The organism is Reyranella sp. (assembly GCF_030651995.1).
Classification (GTDB): Bacteria; Pseudomonadota; Alphaproteobacteria; order Reyranellales; family Reyranellaceae; genus Reyranella.
This window is the reverse complement of sequence record NZ_JAUSBN010000032.1, coordinates 15,303-31,148: the sequence shown is the minus strand read 5'-3', so window position 1 is coordinate 31,148 and position 15,846 is coordinate 15,303. Positions and strand designations below refer to the sequence as shown.

General features: G+C 65.3%; 15 protein-coding genes and 1 tRNA gene. 7 read left to right on the top strand and 9 right to left on the bottom strand.

Translation table 11 applies throughout. The features are described 5' to 3' along the window. Window positions 1-299 precede the first annotated feature (299 nt). Window positions 300-725: an RNA polymerase-binding protein DksA gene (gene dksA / locus Q7V45_RS08825; protein WP_304850248.1), complete on the top strand. Its 426-nt coding sequence runs from the start codon at window positions 300-302 to the stop codon at window positions 723-725. Between the two features lie 101 nt (window positions 726-826). On the opposite strand, the gene Q7V45_RS08820 is transcribed toward dksA, so the two are convergent. From Q7V45_RS08820 to Q7V45_RS08810, 3 genes are all read right to left on the bottom strand, one after another. Beyond that, the gene (locus tag Q7V45_RS08820) at window positions 827-2,287 is read right to left on the bottom strand and encodes an amidohydrolase family protein (RefSeq protein WP_304850245.1); all 1,461 of its coding nucleotides are present in this window, start codon (window positions 2,285-2,287) and stop codon (window positions 827-829) included. An 8-nt stretch (window positions 2,288-2,295) separates the two neighbouring features. Next, entirely contained in the window at window positions 2,296-3,804 is a 1,509-nt protein-coding gene (locus Q7V45_RS08815) for a M81 family metallopeptidase (RefSeq protein ID WP_304850242.1), read from the bottom strand. A 344-nt stretch (window positions 3,805-4,148) separates the two neighbouring features. Next, window positions 4,149-5,051, bottom strand: a complete 903-nt coding sequence (locus Q7V45_RS08810) for an N-formylglutamate amidohydrolase (RefSeq protein WP_304850240.1) — start codon at window positions 5,049-5,051, stop codon at window positions 4,149-4,151. Between the two features lie 126 nt (window positions 5,052-5,177). On the opposite strand from Q7V45_RS08810, the gene Q7V45_RS08805 reads away from it, so the two are divergent. The 6 genes from Q7V45_RS08805 (at window position 5,178) to Q7V45_RS08785 (ending at window position 10,846) form a co-directional block, all read left to right on the top strand. Continuing rightward, window positions 5,178-5,252, top strand: a tRNA-Val gene (locus Q7V45_RS08805). Window positions 5,253-5,855: 603 nt separating this feature from the next. After that, window positions 5,856-6,023 carry a lasso RiPP family leader peptide-containing protein gene (locus Q7V45_RS27035; protein ID WP_370692577.1) on the top strand — a complete coding sequence of 56 codons (168 nt, stop codon included), beginning with the start codon at window positions 5,856-5,858 and terminating at the stop codon, window positions 6,021-6,023. Between the two features lie 186 nt (window positions 6,024-6,209). Further along, window positions 6,210-8,258, top strand: coding sequence for an NAD(+) synthase (locus tag Q7V45_RS08800; protein WP_304850237.1), 2,049 nt, complete (start codon window positions 6,210-6,212; stop codon window positions 8,256-8,258). Window positions 8,259-8,350: 92 nt separating this feature from the next. After that, window positions 8,351-8,758 (top strand): rhodanese-like domain-containing protein, encoded by a 408-nt coding sequence (locus Q7V45_RS08795; protein ID WP_304850234.1) that lies wholly within the window; start codon window positions 8,351-8,353, stop codon window positions 8,756-8,758. Window positions 8,759-8,765: 7 nt separating this feature from the next. Continuing rightward, window positions 8,766-10,367, top strand: a complete 1,602-nt coding sequence (locus Q7V45_RS08790; RefSeq protein WP_304850232.1) for a class I adenylate-forming enzyme family protein — start codon at window positions 8,766-8,768, stop codon at window positions 10,365-10,367. A gap of 8 nt (window positions 10,368-10,375) precedes the next feature. Beyond that, entirely contained in the window at window positions 10,376-10,846 is a 471-nt protein-coding gene (locus Q7V45_RS08785) for a DUF3237 domain-containing protein (RefSeq protein ID WP_304850230.1), read from the top strand. 402 nt (window positions 10,847-11,248) lie between these two features. Here Q7V45_RS08785 and Q7V45_RS08780 read toward each other — a convergent pair whose 3' ends face one another. The 6 genes from Q7V45_RS08780 to Q7V45_RS08755 all read right to left on the bottom strand — a co-directional run bounded on the left by Q7V45_RS08780 (window position 11,249) and on the right by Q7V45_RS08755 (window position 15,843). Continuing rightward, window positions 11,249-12,103 carry an alpha/beta fold hydrolase gene (locus tag Q7V45_RS08780; RefSeq protein WP_304850228.1) on the bottom strand — a complete coding sequence of 285 codons (855 nt, stop codon included), beginning with the start codon at window positions 12,101-12,103 and terminating at the stop codon, window positions 11,249-11,251. A gap of 1 nt (window position 12,104) precedes the next feature. Then, window positions 12,105-12,428, bottom strand: coding sequence for a hypothetical protein (locus tag Q7V45_RS08775; protein ID WP_304850225.1), 324 nt, complete (start codon window positions 12,426-12,428; stop codon window positions 12,105-12,107). A 56-nt stretch (window positions 12,429-12,484) separates the two neighbouring features. Then, window positions 12,485-13,189 carry a DUF6134 family protein gene (locus tag Q7V45_RS08770; RefSeq protein ID WP_304850222.1) on the bottom strand — a complete coding sequence of 235 codons (705 nt, stop codon included), beginning with the start codon at window positions 13,187-13,189 and terminating at the stop codon, window positions 12,485-12,487. 51 nt (window positions 13,190-13,240) lie between these two features. Further along, complete coding sequence (locus Q7V45_RS08765; protein WP_304850219.1) at window positions 13,241-14,425, bottom strand: CaiB/BaiF CoA-transferase family protein; 1,185 nt, start codon at window positions 14,423-14,425, stop codon at window positions 13,241-13,243. Between the two features lie 108 nt (window positions 14,426-14,533). Then, window positions 14,534-14,890: a cupin domain-containing protein gene (locus Q7V45_RS08760; protein WP_304850216.1), complete on the bottom strand. Its 357-nt coding sequence runs from the start codon at window positions 14,888-14,890 to the stop codon at window positions 14,534-14,536. After that, window positions 14,887-15,843, bottom strand: coding sequence for a hydroxymethylglutaryl-CoA lyase (locus Q7V45_RS08755; protein ID WP_304850212.1), 957 nt, complete (start codon window positions 15,841-15,843; stop codon window positions 14,887-14,889). Before Q7V45_RS08755 ends, Q7V45_RS08760 begins: the two co-directional genes overlap by 4 nt. Between the last annotated feature and the right edge of the window lie 3 nt (window positions 15,844-15,846).

The following is a 15,846-nucleotide window of genomic DNA, read 5'->3' as shown; positions in this document are numbered from 1 at the left end:
ACACCGAAGGTCGCATGCCGAAAGTTCTAGCCGAGTGACCTCCAGAGCCATGATGACCTCCTCGTCCGAAGAGACAGAAGAGAATCACAACTCGATTCCAACCGGAATCCCCCAAGAGTCACAAATTCTGGCGGTTGGTATTATTACAACCGCTGTAATTGTTGCACTGCACGGCTGAATCGGCTGTCGGCCCCGAAACGTTCTTGCTCCGGGAAGGTCCGTCCCTATACTCCGCGCGCTTCGAAAAGGGTCCGCCTTTCCCGGGCGGACTGTCGTGGCTTCGAGTGGAGTTGCCGACGATGTCGATTACGTTGCCGCAGAATTATCGGCCGTCAGAACGTGAAGCTTTCATGAATCCGATGCAGCAGGAGTACTTCCGGCAGAAGCTGCTCAAGTGGAAGGATGAGCTGATCGAGGAATCCAATCAGACCCTCCAGAACATGCAGGAAGAGAGTCTGGCGCAGCCCGATCTTGCCGATCGCGCGACCGCCGAGACCGACCGCTCGCTGGAGTTGCGGACGAGGGATCGTTTCCGCAAGCTGATCTCCAAGATCGACCAGGCGGTCAAGTCGATCGACGAAGGCACCTACGGTTATTGCGAGGAGACCGGCGAGCCGATCTCGCTGAAGCGCCTGGAGGCCCGGCCGATCGCGACCTTGTCCGTCGAGGCGCAGGAGCGCCACGAGCGGATGGAACGCACCCGCCGCGACGAAGGCAACGACTGAGATTGTATTCTGCCCGCGACAACCTCGGTGTCATCCCGAGCGTAGCCGAGGGATTTTTTTTGTAGCAGTTCCTTCGCTGCGCTCAGGACTTCGGACAAGGCTTACGCCTTGTCCTCCGCCTGCATGGCCTGCCGGTTGAGCGCACGGCCGGCTTGGCCGCCGCCCGGCTTGCCGTCGCGCCAGGCGAAGGCGCCGTTGCAGATTACCGTGTCGATGCCCCGGGCCGGCGAGATCGGTTTCTCGAAGGTGGCCGTGTCGATCACCGTCGCCGGATCGAAGACGCAGAGATCTGCGTAGAAGCCGGTCCTTACCTCACCGCGCTTGGCGAGATGGAAGCGCTGCGCCGAATACGACGTCATGCGACGCACCGCGTCTTCGAGCGGGAAGAGCCCGAGGTCGCGCGAGTAGTGGCCGAGGACGCGCGGGAAGGTGCCCCAAAGGCGCGGATGCGGATGGGCGTCGAAAGGGATGCCGTCCGAGCCGATCATTGCGCCGGGATGGGACATCGCGGCCTGCACGTCCTTTTCGTCCATCATGAAGTAGATGGCGCCGGCGGGCTGGATGCGGTCGGCGGCTTCCTTCATCGAGCACCCCATCTCGTCCGCGATCTCCCTGAGGTCACGCCCGCTCATGCCCTCGACCTTGTCGGACCAGGTGATCAGCACCTTGTCGGCACGATCCAGCATGTCGCTGCGCAGGATCGTCGAACCCGCGACGTACGGGTAAACGTCGAAGGCGATCTGCTGCTTCTTCATCGCCTCCTCGAAGTGCGGCAGCGTCTCCTTCATGCGCCCGAAATTGGAGCGGCCCGAGCACTTGTGGTGCGAGACGATGATCTCGGCGCCGACGCGGCGGCCGATCTCGAAGGTCTCGTCCATCGCCTTCAGGATATGATCGCCCTCGTCGCGCATGTGGGCGGTGTAGACGCCGCCCCAGCGGCCGAGTGGGGTGGCCACTTCGACCACTTCGTCGGTCGAGGCGTGGCTGGACACGGCATAGAACAGGCCGCTCGACATGCCGATCGCGCCCTGCTCGAGGCTCTGGTCGAGCAGTTCGCGCATCTGCTTCATCTCGCCCGCCGTGGCGACCCGGTTGAGGTCGTCGCCCATCGAGTTGATGCGCAGCGTGCCGTGGCCGATCAGGAAGGCGCCGTTGATCGCCGGCTTCGCCGCATCGACCTTGCCCGCGAAGGACGCGAAGTCCTTGGAGAGATTCTCCTTCTTCTTGATGATCAGCGACATCCAGTGGCCGACGTCGGGCCGGACGTACGGCGCGGCAGAGACGCCGCAATTGCCGCACACCACGGTGGTGACGCCCTGGCTGGCCTTCATCGCCATCGTCGGATTGTCGATCAGGGCGGTGTCGTCATGCGTGTGGACGTCGATGAAGCCCGGCGCCACGACCTTGCCCGTGGCGTCGATCTCGTTGTCGCCGCGGAGCGTGCCGGGCGCATCGATCGCGACGATGCGGTCGCCCTTCACCGCCACGTCGGCGGCGAAGAGCTTCCTGCCTGTTCCGTCGGCCACCTGGCCGTTGCGGATGACGATGTCGTAAGTGGCCATGGGGGCTCCTAGGCTTCGTTGCGGCCGAGCCGCATGTCGAGGTCGAACGGGTAGAGCGGGCGCTTGACCCGCTCGTACTTGAACAGCTTGAGGTCGGAGGCGGTGCAGCCGTCGCCGTCGCACATCACGATGTGCTTGGCGATCGGTTCGAAGCCGGCGCGGAAATGCTGGCGCGACTTGATGAGCACGTACTTCTTGCGCCGCGGATCGATGCCGCAGTGGGTGAAGACGCCGAGGTCGTAGGGTTCGGCACGCTTCTCCGACACGACGATCTGCATCTTGCCGGTGTCGAGCACGGCGGTGCGACCCATGCGCACCGTGGTGCCGGTCGCCATCGGGCCGGTCACGGTGAACTGTCCGTCGGTGATGGCCTTCACCTTGCCGGTGACCTTGAGCGGCTTGCCCTTGAGGCCCATGGCCGGCATGTCGATCTTGCCGCCCAGTTCCAGCGTCACTTCGGCACCGACTCCCGCCTTGATCATCTGATCGACGCACGCCGGATCGCAGATCGGGCCGGCGCAGGCATCCTCGAGCTCCTGCTTCATGGCCTCCTCGATGACGCTCATCACGTCCTGGGTGCCGCCCGAGGCGGTGTTGTCGCCATGGTCTGCCATGACGACAGGATAGTCGGTGTAGCCCTTGGCGCGCCCGACCTGGACCGAGAGCGGCTCGGGATGAAACAGGAAGCCTTCACGCTTTTCCCAGGCCGTATCGAGGATCCGGTTGAGCAGGATCTCTCCCTCGGCGGTCCGCTTGTCGCAGACGATTACCGACGAGAGGGCGAGGTGGGGGATGTCGGCCTGCGGGAAGCCGCCGAATACCGAGGCATTCAGGACCTCGCCGGTATCCTCGGCCTGGTTGGCCATGCCCATCAACGTCTTCATGGGCTCGCGCGAGGGCGTGTGGACCAGCGAGCTGCTCATGATCGGGCGGTTGCCCCAGACCATCGTCGGCTCGACCTCGCCGGCCAGGGTACGGATCAGCGTGCGGCCGGCCCGGCGGGCCGTGTCGGCCATGTCGATATGGGGATAGGTCCGGTAACCCGTCAGGATCGTGGCGCCGTTGACCATGGCGTCGGTCATCTGGGTGTGGAAATCGAGCGCCACGGCGATCGGCACGTCGGGCGCGATCCTGCGGATGCGGTTCAGCAGCTCGCCTTCGCCGTCATCGTAGTGCTCGGCGACCATGGCGCCGTGCAGCGCCAGCAGGACGGCGTCGCAGCCCTTCTTGACCTCGTCCACAATGGCATTGGTCATCTGTTCGTATGCCGCCTTGGTGACCAGGCCCGACGGATGGGCAGAAGCGGCCATGGGCACGGTGAACTCGGCGCCCGCCTTGCGGGCGACCTCGATGAAGCCGCCCAGCGAGGTGTTGGTGCCTTCGGCCTCCTTGATGGCATCAGGCCCGTTCAGGGCACCCAAGCCGCCGCCTCGGGCGAAGGATTCGATGGGGGTGGGCAGGGGCGAGAACGTATTGGTCTCGTGCATCATCATTGCGACTACGAACTTCTTGGCCAACAACCCCTCCATCCAGGTCTTAAGTCTTTGAACATCCTATAGAAAACCCGACCTCGCGCGTTTGCTGAAGCAATGCTTCCAGTGCAAAGCTGCGTCGCACTATTATTGTGCGTTGCAAAAACGCAACACCTCCGGCTCGACATCAACGAACGCTAAATATGTGAATTCAGGGCTCTTTTTCGCCCTTGCATTCTCTTCGCAGGTGCACCATTCTTTGAGGGCAGCAAACGCTACCTCGGTAGCCGCATTGTTTGCTGTATGCCCGTCTTGGGCGTTTCCTCCCTAAACTCGGGCCGTGCTTGTCACGGCCCTTTTTTTTGCCTGAACGGCTAGGCCCGTGGGTTTTATTCGGCGGCCAGAGGCCGGGGCGGCTGCAAGGTTTCCTGGGCCTGTTGACCCATTTCCTCGAGCAGGCCGGTAATGAGGCGGGCGAGAACGCCCGCGGTCGGAAGTCTCTCATGCCGGGCCTCGTCCATGTAGAGCGCCCGATTGATCTCGATTTGCAGCGTGTGGCGGGCCAGTGCCGGCCGGCCATAGCGTTGGGTCGTGAAGCCGCCCGCATAGGGTTGGTTGCGCAGAACGCGCAGGCCGCGTGCGCGGAACCATCGCTCTGCGGCGGCGGTGAATTCGGGCGCGCAGGCTTCCCCATGATTGTCGCCCAGCACGATATCGACCCGCTGGTCCCGGTCCCGCGTGCCCAGGGTGGAGGCCGAGGAGGGCATCGAATGAGCATCGATCAGCAGCGCGCCGCCGAAAGTGCTGTAGGTGTGCTCGACCAGCAGGGAAAGAGTCTGGTGATAGGGCCGCCAGCAGGTTTCCAGCCGATGCTCGATCATGTCGGAGGGGACACGGCCACGGTAGATCGCCTCGCCAGTGGCAGCCACCCGCGGGATCATGCCGAGACCGGCGGCCACCCGGGTGGTGCGATGGTTCAGCGGGCGCGGCAGCGGGCCCTCGAACATCGCCGGATCGAGTTCATAGGGTTCGCGGTTGGCATCGACGTAGGAGCGGGGAAAGCGGGCGGCCAGCAACGGCATGCCGAGCGAGGGAGCGGCGGCGAAAAGCTCGTCGACGAAGGCGTCTTCCGCCCGGCGAAGGGCCGCGAGCGGAACGGCGGCCTGCTCGAGAAAGGCCGCAGGATAGATCGAGCCGCTGTGCGGCGAGGCCACGACCACCGGAACCGTCTGGTGCGCCGGCAGCCGGCAATCCAGGGCCTCGTGATCGGGCAGGACCGGAAGAAAATCCATCCCATGCTCATAGCGGGTGTGACAGCGCACGTCACCCTCGCGCTCTTGCCAATCCGTTTGCGGCAATGTAGACGACCGGGCTTCCGCGTTACCGGTTGGTCCTCAACCCCGGCAACAGTAGGTGATGGGCGCGTAGCTCAGCGGTAGAGCACTGTCTTGACATGGCAGTGGCCACAGGTTCGATCCCTGTCGCGCCCACCATCGCCTTCTCCCATTTCTCCAGGTCGGCGCCGTCCGCGGGGCGCTGTCTCGAGCACGCAACCTTAAGGGTTTGGTGCCGTTCCCCGATGTCGACCAGGCGTCCCCCGCGAGGCGCCCGACAAGACCGGGCCGGGGGGCGTAGACCAGGAGGGAATTATGAGCCCAGAAGAACTGACAACGGCGCTTGGGCGCGCTGTGACCGCACTCTGGGGCGGACTGCCAGCGAACGTGCAGCACGAGGTGTTCGAATCGACCGTCCGCCTGTCGGGAGACGCTACGCGGGAACCGCTCGCCAGGCTCTTGCATCACATTCACCCTCGAACGACCGACGGCGAAAAGGCTCGGGCCGTGCCAGAGCCTGACAGCCTCGGCGGCTAAACTATGCCAGCTGCGGCGCCTCCCCGTTTGAACGCCGCAGCCGTCCCGGCCAGGCATCAAGGCGAAAGGGTGAGAGAGCGCTGATCGACGTCAAGTCAGCGCTGAACTCGGCGCTCGATCTGCTCCGGGGCGTCAACCTTACGTCACCTCCGACGCTCGGGCGGGACGCTCGATTGCGCTGTGGGCGATGCCGTGACAGTCTGCTCCCCCGGCGAGCCTGGTAGCATGAACGACAATTCAGATCATCGTACCGAGTCCGTGGCCGGCAAAAGAGCGTACGCCGCTCCCATGCTTCAGCGCTTCGGAACCCTGAAGGAGTTGACCCGCTCTATCGGCAATAAGGGCAACAAAGACGGTCAGCAGACGGGCAATCAGAAAAGAACAAGCTGGTAGGTGGTCACGCAGATGGCTCCTCGCGAGCGGGCGGTGGGCAACTCAGGTGCTCGCCCGGCGCAATCAGGTTGGCGCGCGTGGTTAACCACCGGTTCGATGCCTTTGCCGCCAACCATCGGCTTCTTGCCAGGACCTCTTGATTGGAACCGGTGTCCAAGGCACCAGTAGGGAATGGCTGGAGTTCCGATGTCCGATTTCTTCTCGCTCTATTCCCATGAGTTCGTGCGCGTGGCCTGCTGCGTGCCGCGCACCCGCGTGGCCGATGCGGCCTATAATCTGGCCGAGACGCTGAAGCTCGCGGCGCAGGGCGACGCGGCACGGGCGGCCGTCATGGTCTTTCCCGAACTGGGGCTCTCCTCCTACGCCATCGAGGACCTGCTGCTGCAGGACGCGTTGCTCGACGAGGTCGAGCGGTCGATCGCCACGGTCGTCGAGGCGTCGCGCGACCTCTTCCCCGTCCTGGTCGTCGGGGCGCCGCTGCGCGTGTCGAACCGCCTCTACAACACGGCGGTCGTCGTCCATCGCGGCAAGGTGCTGGGCGTGGTGCCCAAGACCTACCTGCCGAACTATCGCGAGTTCTACGAGAAGCGCCATTTCATCTCGGGCGCCAACGTCATCTGCGATGAGCTCGACCTGGCCGGGCAAACCGTGCCCTTCGGCACCGACCTGCTGTTCAAGGCGACCGGCCTCGATCTCACTTTCCACGTGGAGATCTGCGAGGACGTCTGGGTGCCGATCCCGCCCTCGAGCCACGCGGCGCTGGCGGGCGCCGAGCTTCTGGTCAACCTGTCCGCCAGCAACATCACGATCGGCAAGGCCGAGGCGCGGCGGCTGCTGTGCGGCAGCCAGTCGATGCGGGCAGTCGCGGCCTACGCCTATTCGGCGTCGGGACCGGGCGAATCGACGACCGACCTCGCCTGGGACGGCCACGCCGCGATCTATGAAGTGGGAGACCAGCTGGTCGAGTCGTCGCGCTTCGAGAGGGAGTCGACGATCATCCAGGCCGACGTCGATGTCGGCCGCATCCGCCAGGAGCGCCTGCGCTACAACGGCTTCGCCGATTGCGCGCTGCAGGAGAAGGGGCGGGTCGAGCGTTTCCGGCAGGTCCGGTTCGCGTTCGATCCGCCGAAGGACCGCGTCGCGCTCGATCGCGCCGTCGAGCGCTTCCCTTACGTGCCGTCGGATCCCGCCAAGCTGCGCGACAATTGCTACGAGGCCTACAACATCCAGGTCCAGGGGCTGGCGCAGCGGCTCCAGTCGAGCCGCACGGAGAACGCCGTGATCGGCGTGTCGGGCGGCCTCGATTCGACGCACGCCCTGATCGTCGCCTGCCGCGCGATGGATCAGCTGGGCCTCAGCCGCAAGAACGTCCTCGCCTACACGATGCCGGGCTTCGGCACCTCCGACAAGACGTACACCAATGCCTGGCGGCTGATGAAGGCGCTGGGCGTCACCGCGGCCGAGATCGACATCAAGCCGGCCGCGACCCAGATGCTGGCCGACATCGGCCATCCGTTCGGCAAGGGAGAGAAGGTCTACGACGTGACCTTCGAGAACGTGCAGGCGGGTCTGCGCACCGACTATCTGTTCCGCCTGGCCAACCAGCAGCGCGGCATGGTGGTCGGCACCGGCGATCTTTCCGAGCTGGGGCTGGGCTGGTGCACCTATGGCGTGGGCGATCACATGTCCCACTACAATCCCAACGGCTCGGTCTCGAAGACCTTGATTCAGCACCTGATCCGATTCGTCGCCGCCTCCGGCGACGTCAGCAAGGACACGGCGGAGATCCTGCACGACATCCTGAACACCGAGATCTCGCCCGAGCTGATCCCGGCCGGCGAGAAGGGCGTGGTGCAGGCCACGGAGAGCTTCGTGGGTCCCTACGCGCTGCAGGATTTCAATCTGTTCTACCTGACGCGGCTGGGCTACCGGCCGTCGAAGATCGCCTTCCTCGCCTGGAATGCCTGGCATGACATCGAGAAGGGCGCCTGGCCGGCCAACCTGCCGGACGGAACGCGCCGCGCCTACACGCTGGAGGAAATCCGCGGCTGGCTCGCGCTGTTCCTGCGGCGCTTCTTCACCAACCAGTTCAAGCGTTCGGCGCTGCCCAACGGACCGAAGATCTCGTCCGGCGGTTCGCTTTCGCCGCGCGGCGACTGGCGGGCGCCGTCCGACGGCAGCCCCGACGTCTGGCTCGAGGAGATGAAGACCATCCCCGAGGCCGGCGGAAAATAGCCGGCGCGATTTTCACGCGGCGAGGTGGCCGTCGTTTGCGCGCTGCGGCCAAAATGCTACTGACGCTCGAAGGAAGCGCGTAGGAGGGTTCGATGCCGCTCGAAGTCAAGAAGACAGTCCAGCAGATGGTCGACGAGGCCAACAGCCAGATCGAGACACTGTCGCTGGCCGACGCGATGAAGATTCATGGCCAGCCGGGCGTGACCTTCATCGACATCCGCGATCCGCGCGAACTGTGGCGCGACGGGACCATTCCCGGCGCCATCAACGTGACGCGCGGCATGCTCGAAATGTGGATCGATCCGCACAGCCCCTACGCCAAAGACTATTTCCAGACCGGCAACAAGTTCGTGTTCTTCTGCGCCGGCGCCTGGCGCTCGGCCCTGTCGACCAAGACGGCGCAGGACATGGGTCTCACCCCGGTTGCCCATTTCGAGGGCGGCTTCGGCGCCTGGAAGAAGGCCGGTGGCCCGGTGGAGACGGTCGAGCCCAAGAAGTAGGTCGGCCGTGAGCGCCGACCAGCCCGTCGTTCCGCAGCCGGTCATCGACGACATTCCCGAGTTCACGTCGATCCCGGCCTACATTGCGCGGCATGCGAGGAGCCATCCGGACAAGCCGGCGGTGAAGTGCGACGGCGTCGTGCGGAGTTGGCGGGCGTTCTATGGGCGCATCAACCGGATCGCCCGGCGGCTGTCGGAGATGGGCCTGGGGCGCGGCGACAAGATCGCCATCCTCGCCGCCAACTCGATCGAGTATCTTGAGACCTTCATGGGCGGCCTGCGGGCCGGCGTCTGCGTCGTGCCGCTGTCGACCATGGCGGCCGCCGATGCGCTCGAGAAGATGCTCGACGATTGCGACGCCAAGGTCCTGTTCCTGTCGGACCAGTATCGCGCGCTGGTCGAGCCCTATGAGGGACGTCTAGGCAAGCTGGTGGCCGGCGGTCGCATTGCCTACGATTTTGCCCGGCCGGGCTGGCAGGGTTTCGAGGACTGGCTCGCACCGGCGAGTGATGCGCCGTTCGAGACCGCGATCGGTCCGCTGGACGACTTCAACATCATCTACAGTTCCGGCACGACCGGTCTGCCCAAGGGCATCCTTCATTCGCATGCTCTGCGCAGCCAGCTTCCCGTGCGCTTCCCGGCCTTCGACTACGGGCCGGACACGATCTCGCTGGTTTCGACGCCGCTCTATTCGAACACCACGCTCGTGGCCTTGCTGGCGACCGTGGGGGTGGGCGGCACGTCGATCCTGATGCGCAAGTCCGACGTGGTGAAGTTCCTCGAACTGGCCCAGGCCGAGCGGGCCACGCATGCCATGCTCGTGCCGGTGCAGTACCAGCGCATCCTGGCCCATCCCGATTTCGACAGTTACGACCTCGGTGCCTTCAAGGCCAAGCTCTCGACCAGCGCGCCGCTGCGCGCCCAGGTGAAGGCCGACTGCCTGAAGCGCTGGCCCGGCCGGCTGATCGAGATCTACGGCCTGACCGAAGGCGGCGGGAGCTGCATGCTCGAAGCCAACCTGCATCCCGACAAGCTCCACACGGTCGGCAAGCCGGGCTTCGGCGTCGAACTGAAGGTTCTCGACGAGCAGGGCCGGGAACTGCCACAGGGCGAGGTCGGCGAAATCGCCGGTCGCGCCGAGATGATGATGAAGGGCTACTACAAGCAGGACGACAAGACGCGCGAACTGTTCTGGTACGACGCCGACGGCCGGCTTTTCTTCAAGTCCGGCGACATGGGCAGGCTCGACGAGGACGGGTTCCTGATCCTGCTCGATCGCAAGAAGGACATGATCATCTCGGGCGGCTTCAACGTCTATGCCGCCGACATCGAGGTGCTGCTGCTGAAGCATCCAGACGTGATCGACGTCGCCGTGATCGGCGTGCCGAGCGACCAGTGGGGCGAATCGCCGATGGCCCTGTGCGTACGCCGCGCCGGCGCGACGGTTGGCGAGGAGGCCGTGCGCGCGTGGGCGAACGACCAGCTCAGCAAGACGCAGCGCCTCGTCGCCGTCGAGTTTCGCGACTCGCTTCCGCGCAGCACCATCGGCAAGATCATGAAGCGTGAACTGCGGGCTCCCTACTGGGAAGGCCGGACAGCCAGGATCTGAGGACAAGCATGACCGAACCGACTCTCCGTTCCACCCATCTCTTCACGCTTGCCCTCCAGGTCGATCCGAACCTGGTCGATGTCGGCGAGACGCCCTATGGCCGCCGGCGCATCGCGACCGTGACGGGAGGCACGTTCGCGGGCGAGGAATTGCGCGGCACGGTCCTGCCCGCGCCGGCCGGCGACTGGCTGCTGCTGCGACGCGACGGCATCCTGCAGCTCGACGTACGGCTCACGCTCAAGACCGACGACGGACACCTCATCTACATGAGCTACCGCGGCATGCGGCACGGACCGGCCTGGGTGATGGAGCAGCTCAACATGGGCGTGAAGGTCGATCCCAGCCAGTATTACTTCCGCGCCACGCCCTGGTTCGAGACGGCGTCGGAGAAGTACCGCTTCCTCAACCGCATCGTCTGCGTCTCGACCGGCCGGCGCGATCCCTCCGGACCGGTCTACGAGGTCTTCCAGATCCTCTGATGGTCGACCTGTCGACCCTCGCCGCCCGACGTCGGGAAACCTTTACCAGCAGCGCATGCCCTGAATGAGAGGCATTCGCGCCGAATTCCGGGGGGCGCCCCCCAGGAATCAGTTGTTTCGTTTATTTCGTTTGTGCGCCTCGACGATGGGGCCGGGCGCAGGGGCGGAACGAGTGCGCGATCGATGGAGAGGTGGCGGCTTTCGCCGTTGATCGGCCCCTCGATGAGCCACGGTGCCTCGCCGCGATCGTGCCATGCCGGCGCCAGGAAGGTCACGGACGGCCAGCTTCCATGCGGCACCTTGGCGAGCAGGGGCTGCCCCCGGCGAGTTCGGCCACGCAACGGAATCAGATCAACCCATCGAAGGGGAATCCCTTTCGATTCCTTCTCAAATCAAGCCGCTCTAAGCTCTTGCGGCCGCGATCTTCGTGAGGACGGGCAGGATGTATTCGCGGAACCTGGCCGGGTTCTCGCTCATCGGGAAGTGGCCCAGTTCCTTCATGACCTGCACCTGCGCGCCGGGGATCTGGGCGGCGGTGCGCAGCGTGTCATCGGCGGTGCAGGAGAAATCGTACTCGCCGGTCAGGAGGTAGAGCGGGCAGACGGTCGTGTCGATCGACTTCACCTTCTCGCGCAGGTCGCCGTCGACCCGGTAGAAATACAGGTCGCCTTTGAAGATGCCGGGGCCGCCCTGCATGTACATCCACAGCGTCTCGTGGCGGCTGACGGGAGGGCTCTGCGGCGCGATCAGGCCCGAGATCAGGGCGGCGCAGACTTCGCCGCCATGCACGTCGGGACGGTGCAGCCAGGCCGTGTCATACCAGGGTTGCTGGAAGTCCGCGGCCTCCAGCGCCACGAGAGCACGGAACTCGGCGGCGTGTGCGATCGCGAGATTGAGCACGATGCGACCGCCGATCGAGCAACCCATCACAACGGGACGGTCGAGTTCCAGGGCCTGGCAGAAGGCGCGGATGGCGGCCGTATAGGAGGCGGTGGTCAGCCGGTACTCGGTCTTTTCCCAGCCGTCGGGCGGTGTCGACTTGCCGTGCCAGGGCATGTCGAACGCAATCACGCGGAAGCGGCTCGTGATCTCGGGATCGGCGAGAAGATGGCGGAACTGGCGACTGTCGGCGCCCGCCGTGTGCAGGCACACGAGAGGGATTCCGCTGCCGGCCTCCTCGAAGTAGAGCCGATGCGGCGTGCCGTCGATGTCGAGCCGCACGTAGCGGCCGATCATGGGGTCGAGAGCGGGTGCCATGTCAGGATGCCTCCGGGAGACGGCGGGGCAGGGCCAGCAGGTCCTTGAAGTATTGCAGGTTCTGCAGCAGCGGCCGCAGGTCGCCTTCGAACGAGGCGGCGCCGCGCTTCGTCAGCGCGAACAGGTCGTGCCAGCCGGGCTCGGGCATTCTCTTCCAGTGATTACACCACGCCTCGTCCGTGGCGCGCACGGTGAAGGCGGTGGAGCGCATCAGCCTCGGGCCGCGATCGAAGGCGGCGAGGGCGCCCTGGGCGATCGTCAGGTGGAAGGGCTCGCTGCCGATGTCGATCCTGCAGTCGACGTTCAGCCAACGGCCTCGGCGCAACAGGTCCGTATCGTCAGAGAGCAGGGCGGGCAGCTTCGCGAAACAATCTGCAGGGGTCATTCCTGCAGTATGTACTCGATCGTCGACCCGTCGGAACCCTTGAATGCGGCTTTCACCCAACGGCCGCGGTCATCGAACCACTGATCCATCTGCACGTCGCCGGAATAGGTGTAGCGCGTCGCTTCCAAGGTGCCTTTCGCCGTCTTGACCGTCTCGCGGCCCCGCGGTGTTATCTGGACCTTCGCGAGCGCGCCGTTCTGGCTGTTCAGGATCGCCGACTGCTTCACCTGGTTCAGGTTCCAGTGGGTCGACGGCATGAGTCCCGGGGGAAGGGTCTCCTGTCGGGCAGCGCCCTGCTGGAAGCCGACATCGTTGGCCGACAGTTTCGGCGCGCTGCCACCATCGCGGACGACCGCGATGCCGCCGGCGTCCTGGCGGGCCTTCACGCCGAACTTGGTGCCGTTGTCGTCGGTCTGGGTCGAGATCGACTCGAAAGTATTGCCGTTCCAGATCTCCTGGCCGCGATGCAGGTAGCGATACATGGTCAGGCCGAGCACCTTGACCGAAAGGTCGATCGACGTCGTCACGACCCGCTTGTCGCCATTCTGCTGGAAGGTGAGGGTGTGCGTGCCGATCCGTTCGCCGTTGCGGAACGCGGCAAAAACATGGCTCTCCCCATACGGCAGGTCCTGGGCCGCCAGCGCTCCTGCCGAGCTACAGCATCCCATGGTCATCAGTACCAGCAGTAGACGTCGCATCATGTGTCGGCTCCTGATGCTATATACGCCAAAAGGAGCCCTTGGATCAGCCCCTCAGACGACTCGTTCGGCCCTTAGCCTGGCGATATCCTCGGCGCCATAGCCGAGTTCCTGCAGGATCTGGTCCGTATGCTCGCCCAGGGTCGGCGCCCGGCGGCGGATGGTGAGGGGGGTCCGGGAAAGCTTCACCGGCTCCTGCAGCACCGGCACGGCCATCTTGGCGCCGGGATAGTCCATCGCGTGGAAGTAGCCTGCTTCCTGCACGTGCCGGTCGTCGAGAGCCTGCTGAGGCGTGTAGACCGGGCCGGCGGGAATGCGATTGGCCTCGAGGGCTGCCAGCGCTTCCGCGACGGTGCGGTTGTCGCACCATTTCTGCATGATCGCCGACAGGGCCTCGCCATTGTCGCCGCGGGCGAGATCGTCCTTGAAGCGCGGGTCGGTGGCGAGGCTCTCGTCGCCCATCAGCTTGCACCAGCGCACGAACAGCGGCTGGCCGATCGTCATGGCGTAGATCCAGCCGTCCTTGCACTTGAAGGTGTCGGAGGGGCCGGCCGTGAAGCCGCGATTGAGGGTGGCGATGCGGTTGAGGTTGAGCATCGCCTGCTCGATCAGATGACCGTTGGTGATGTTGATGGCGGTCCGCAGCAGGGCAGTCTCGACCTTCTGGCCCTTGCCGCTCTTCGTGCGTTCCATGAGGGCCGCCAGCACGCCCACGGTGTTGAGGAGCGCCGTGCCGAAGTCGACGAACGGGGCGTTCATGCGGGTCGGCGTCTCGCCGTCGCCGGACAGGAACATGGCGCCGGACATCGCCTGGCCGATCGTGTCGAAGCCGACGCGCGTCTTGTAGGGGCCTTCCGACCCGAAGGTCGAGGTGGTGGCGAGGATGATGCGGGGATTGAGGGCCGAGAGGCTCTCGTAGTCGATGCCCATCTTCTGCAGGTCTTCGTAGGGCAGGTTGGCGATCACCACGTCGGAAGCCGCCACCAGCTTCTTCACGATCTCGCGGCCCTCGGGCTTCATCGGGTTGAGGGTGAGGCCGAGCTTGTTGCGGCCCATCTGGAGGAACATCGAGCCTTCGCCGCCCTCGACGACCGGGGTCACCCAGCGGTCCTCGCTGCCCTCGAGCTTCTCGACGCGGATCACCTCGGCGCCGAGATCGGCCAGCATCGTGCCGCAAAACGGACCGGCGATGTAGCGGCCGAAATCGAGTACGCGGATGCCTTCCAGAACGCCTGACATGTGCCTGTGCCTCCCTTGCGCCGGCCTCGACAGGGCCGGCTGCGATGGAGCATTAGCAGAGGTCGCGAACCGGTTCTATTCGAAGACCGCGCCTGGTCCGGCTTCCGGCTACTCGAAAAAGGTGTTGGGCTTGAGGAAGACCGCCAGCATGAGGCAGCCTTCGTCGGTCCAGGCGTCGTGACGGCTGCCCGCGCGTCGCCACACGTAGTTGCCCGCCCGGCAGACGCCGGCATGATCGGCAAACGAGCCCTCGAGCACATAGGTCTGCTCGATCGCCGCATGTTCGTGTTTCGGCAGGCGGGCGCCCGGCGCCCAGCGCATCAGCACGGTCGAGAGGCCGGTTTCCTTCTGCTCCATCAGGATCTTCCAGTCGATCCCGGGGAAACGGGTCGGCTGCCACGGCACGTCCTTGACGTTGACATAAGTCGAGTCCGGGCCGATGCCGGCCAGGGTCTCGACGTTCATGCGGCGGCCCTGCGGCGCGCCGCCTTCAGCGTGCCGCCGCGCATGACGTGGCCGGGCAGGGGACGGCCGACGATCTCCTCGGCGAGCTTCGCGACCTCGATCAGCCGCTCGATGTCGAGGCCGGTCTCCACGCCCATCTCCTCGCACATGAAGGCGAAGTCCTCGGTGCAGATGTTGCCGGCCGCGCCGTCGGTCGCGGCGAAGGGGCAGCCGCCGAGGCCCGCGACGGAAGCGTCGAACCTCGTGACTCCCAGGCGCAGGCCGGCATAGGCCGCCGCCGCGCCGGTGCCGCGGGTGTCGTGGAGATGGAGAGCGATCTCGAGGTCGGGCCACTTCGACCGTACCGCCCCGATCAGCCGTTCGACGGAGGCGGGCGTGGCCCAGCCCATCGCGTCGGTGAGTTTGATGCCCTTCAGCTTGAAACCGGCCAGTTCGGCCTCGTCGAGCGCCAGCTGGACGCGCTGCAGGATCAGTTCGGTCGACAGCTCGCCTTCGTAATTGCAGCCGAAGGCGCCCAGGATGACGCCCCATTCGACCGGCATGCCGCGGTCCTTGAAGGTCTTGAGCGACAGGCGCTGCTCGACCATGGCGTCGGGTACCGACTTGCCGATGTTCTTGCGGGAGAAGGTGTCGGAGGCGGTGACGCGGACGCCGCCGTCGACGTGCAGAGGGCCCCGAAGCGCACGCTCGAGGCCCTGCTGGTTCAGCCATAGCGCGCTGTACTGCACGCCGGGCTTGCGATCGATCTTGGAGGCCACTTCCTCGGCGTCGGCCATGGTCGGCACGCGCCTGGGATTGACGTAGGAAACGCAGGCGATGCGCTTCAACCCGGTGTCCGCCAGCGCCTCGATGAGGCGGACCTTGTCGGCCACCGGGATCATCTTCTTTTCCGACTGGAAGCCCTCGCGAGGGCCCTCCTCGTCGATGGTCACCCGCTTGGGCAGGTCGGACATCTC

Excerpts from the sequence above, each read along its gene's own strand:
- dksA (WP_304850248.1), top strand. The coding sequence starts at position 300 with ATGTCGATTACGTTGCCGCAGAATTATCGGCCGTCAGAACGTGAAGCT.
- Q7V45_RS08820 (WP_304850245.1), bottom strand. The coding sequence starts at position 2,287 with ATGGCCACTTACGACATCGTCATCCGCAACGGCCAGGTGGCCGACGGA.
- Q7V45_RS08810 (WP_304850240.1), bottom strand. The coding sequence starts at position 5,051 with ATGGATTTTCTTCCGGTCCTGCCCGATCACGAGGCCCTGGATTGCCGG.
- Q7V45_RS27035 (WP_370692577.1), top strand. The coding sequence starts at position 5,856 with ATGAACGACAATTCAGATCATCGTACCGAGTCCGTGGCCGGCAAAAGA.
- Q7V45_RS08800 (WP_304850237.1), top strand. The coding sequence starts at position 6,210 with ATGTCCGATTTCTTCTCGCTCTATTCCCATGAGTTCGTGCGCGTGGCC.
- Q7V45_RS08795 (WP_304850234.1), top strand. The coding sequence starts at position 8,351 with ATGCCGCTCGAAGTCAAGAAGACAGTCCAGCAGATGGTCGACGAGGCC.
- Q7V45_RS08785 (WP_304850230.1), top strand. The coding sequence starts at position 10,376 with ATGACCGAACCGACTCTCCGTTCCACCCATCTCTTCACGCTTGCCCTC.
- Q7V45_RS08780 (WP_304850228.1), bottom strand. The coding sequence starts at position 12,103 with ATGGCACCCGCTCTCGACCCCATGATCGGCCGCTACGTGCGGCTCGAC.
- Q7V45_RS08770 (WP_304850222.1), bottom strand. The coding sequence starts at position 13,189 with ATGATGCGACGTCTACTGCTGGTACTGATGACCATGGGATGCTGTAGC.
- Q7V45_RS08765 (WP_304850219.1), bottom strand. The coding sequence starts at position 14,425 with ATGTCAGGCGTTCTGGAAGGCATCCGCGTACTCGATTTCGGCCGCTAC.
- Q7V45_RS08760 (WP_304850216.1), bottom strand. The coding sequence starts at position 14,890 with ATGAACGTCGAGACCCTGGCCGGCATCGGCCCGGACTCGACTTATGTC.
- Q7V45_RS08755 (WP_304850212.1), bottom strand. The coding sequence starts at position 15,843 with ATGTCCGACCTGCCCAAGCGGGTGACCATCGACGAGGAGGGCCCTCGC.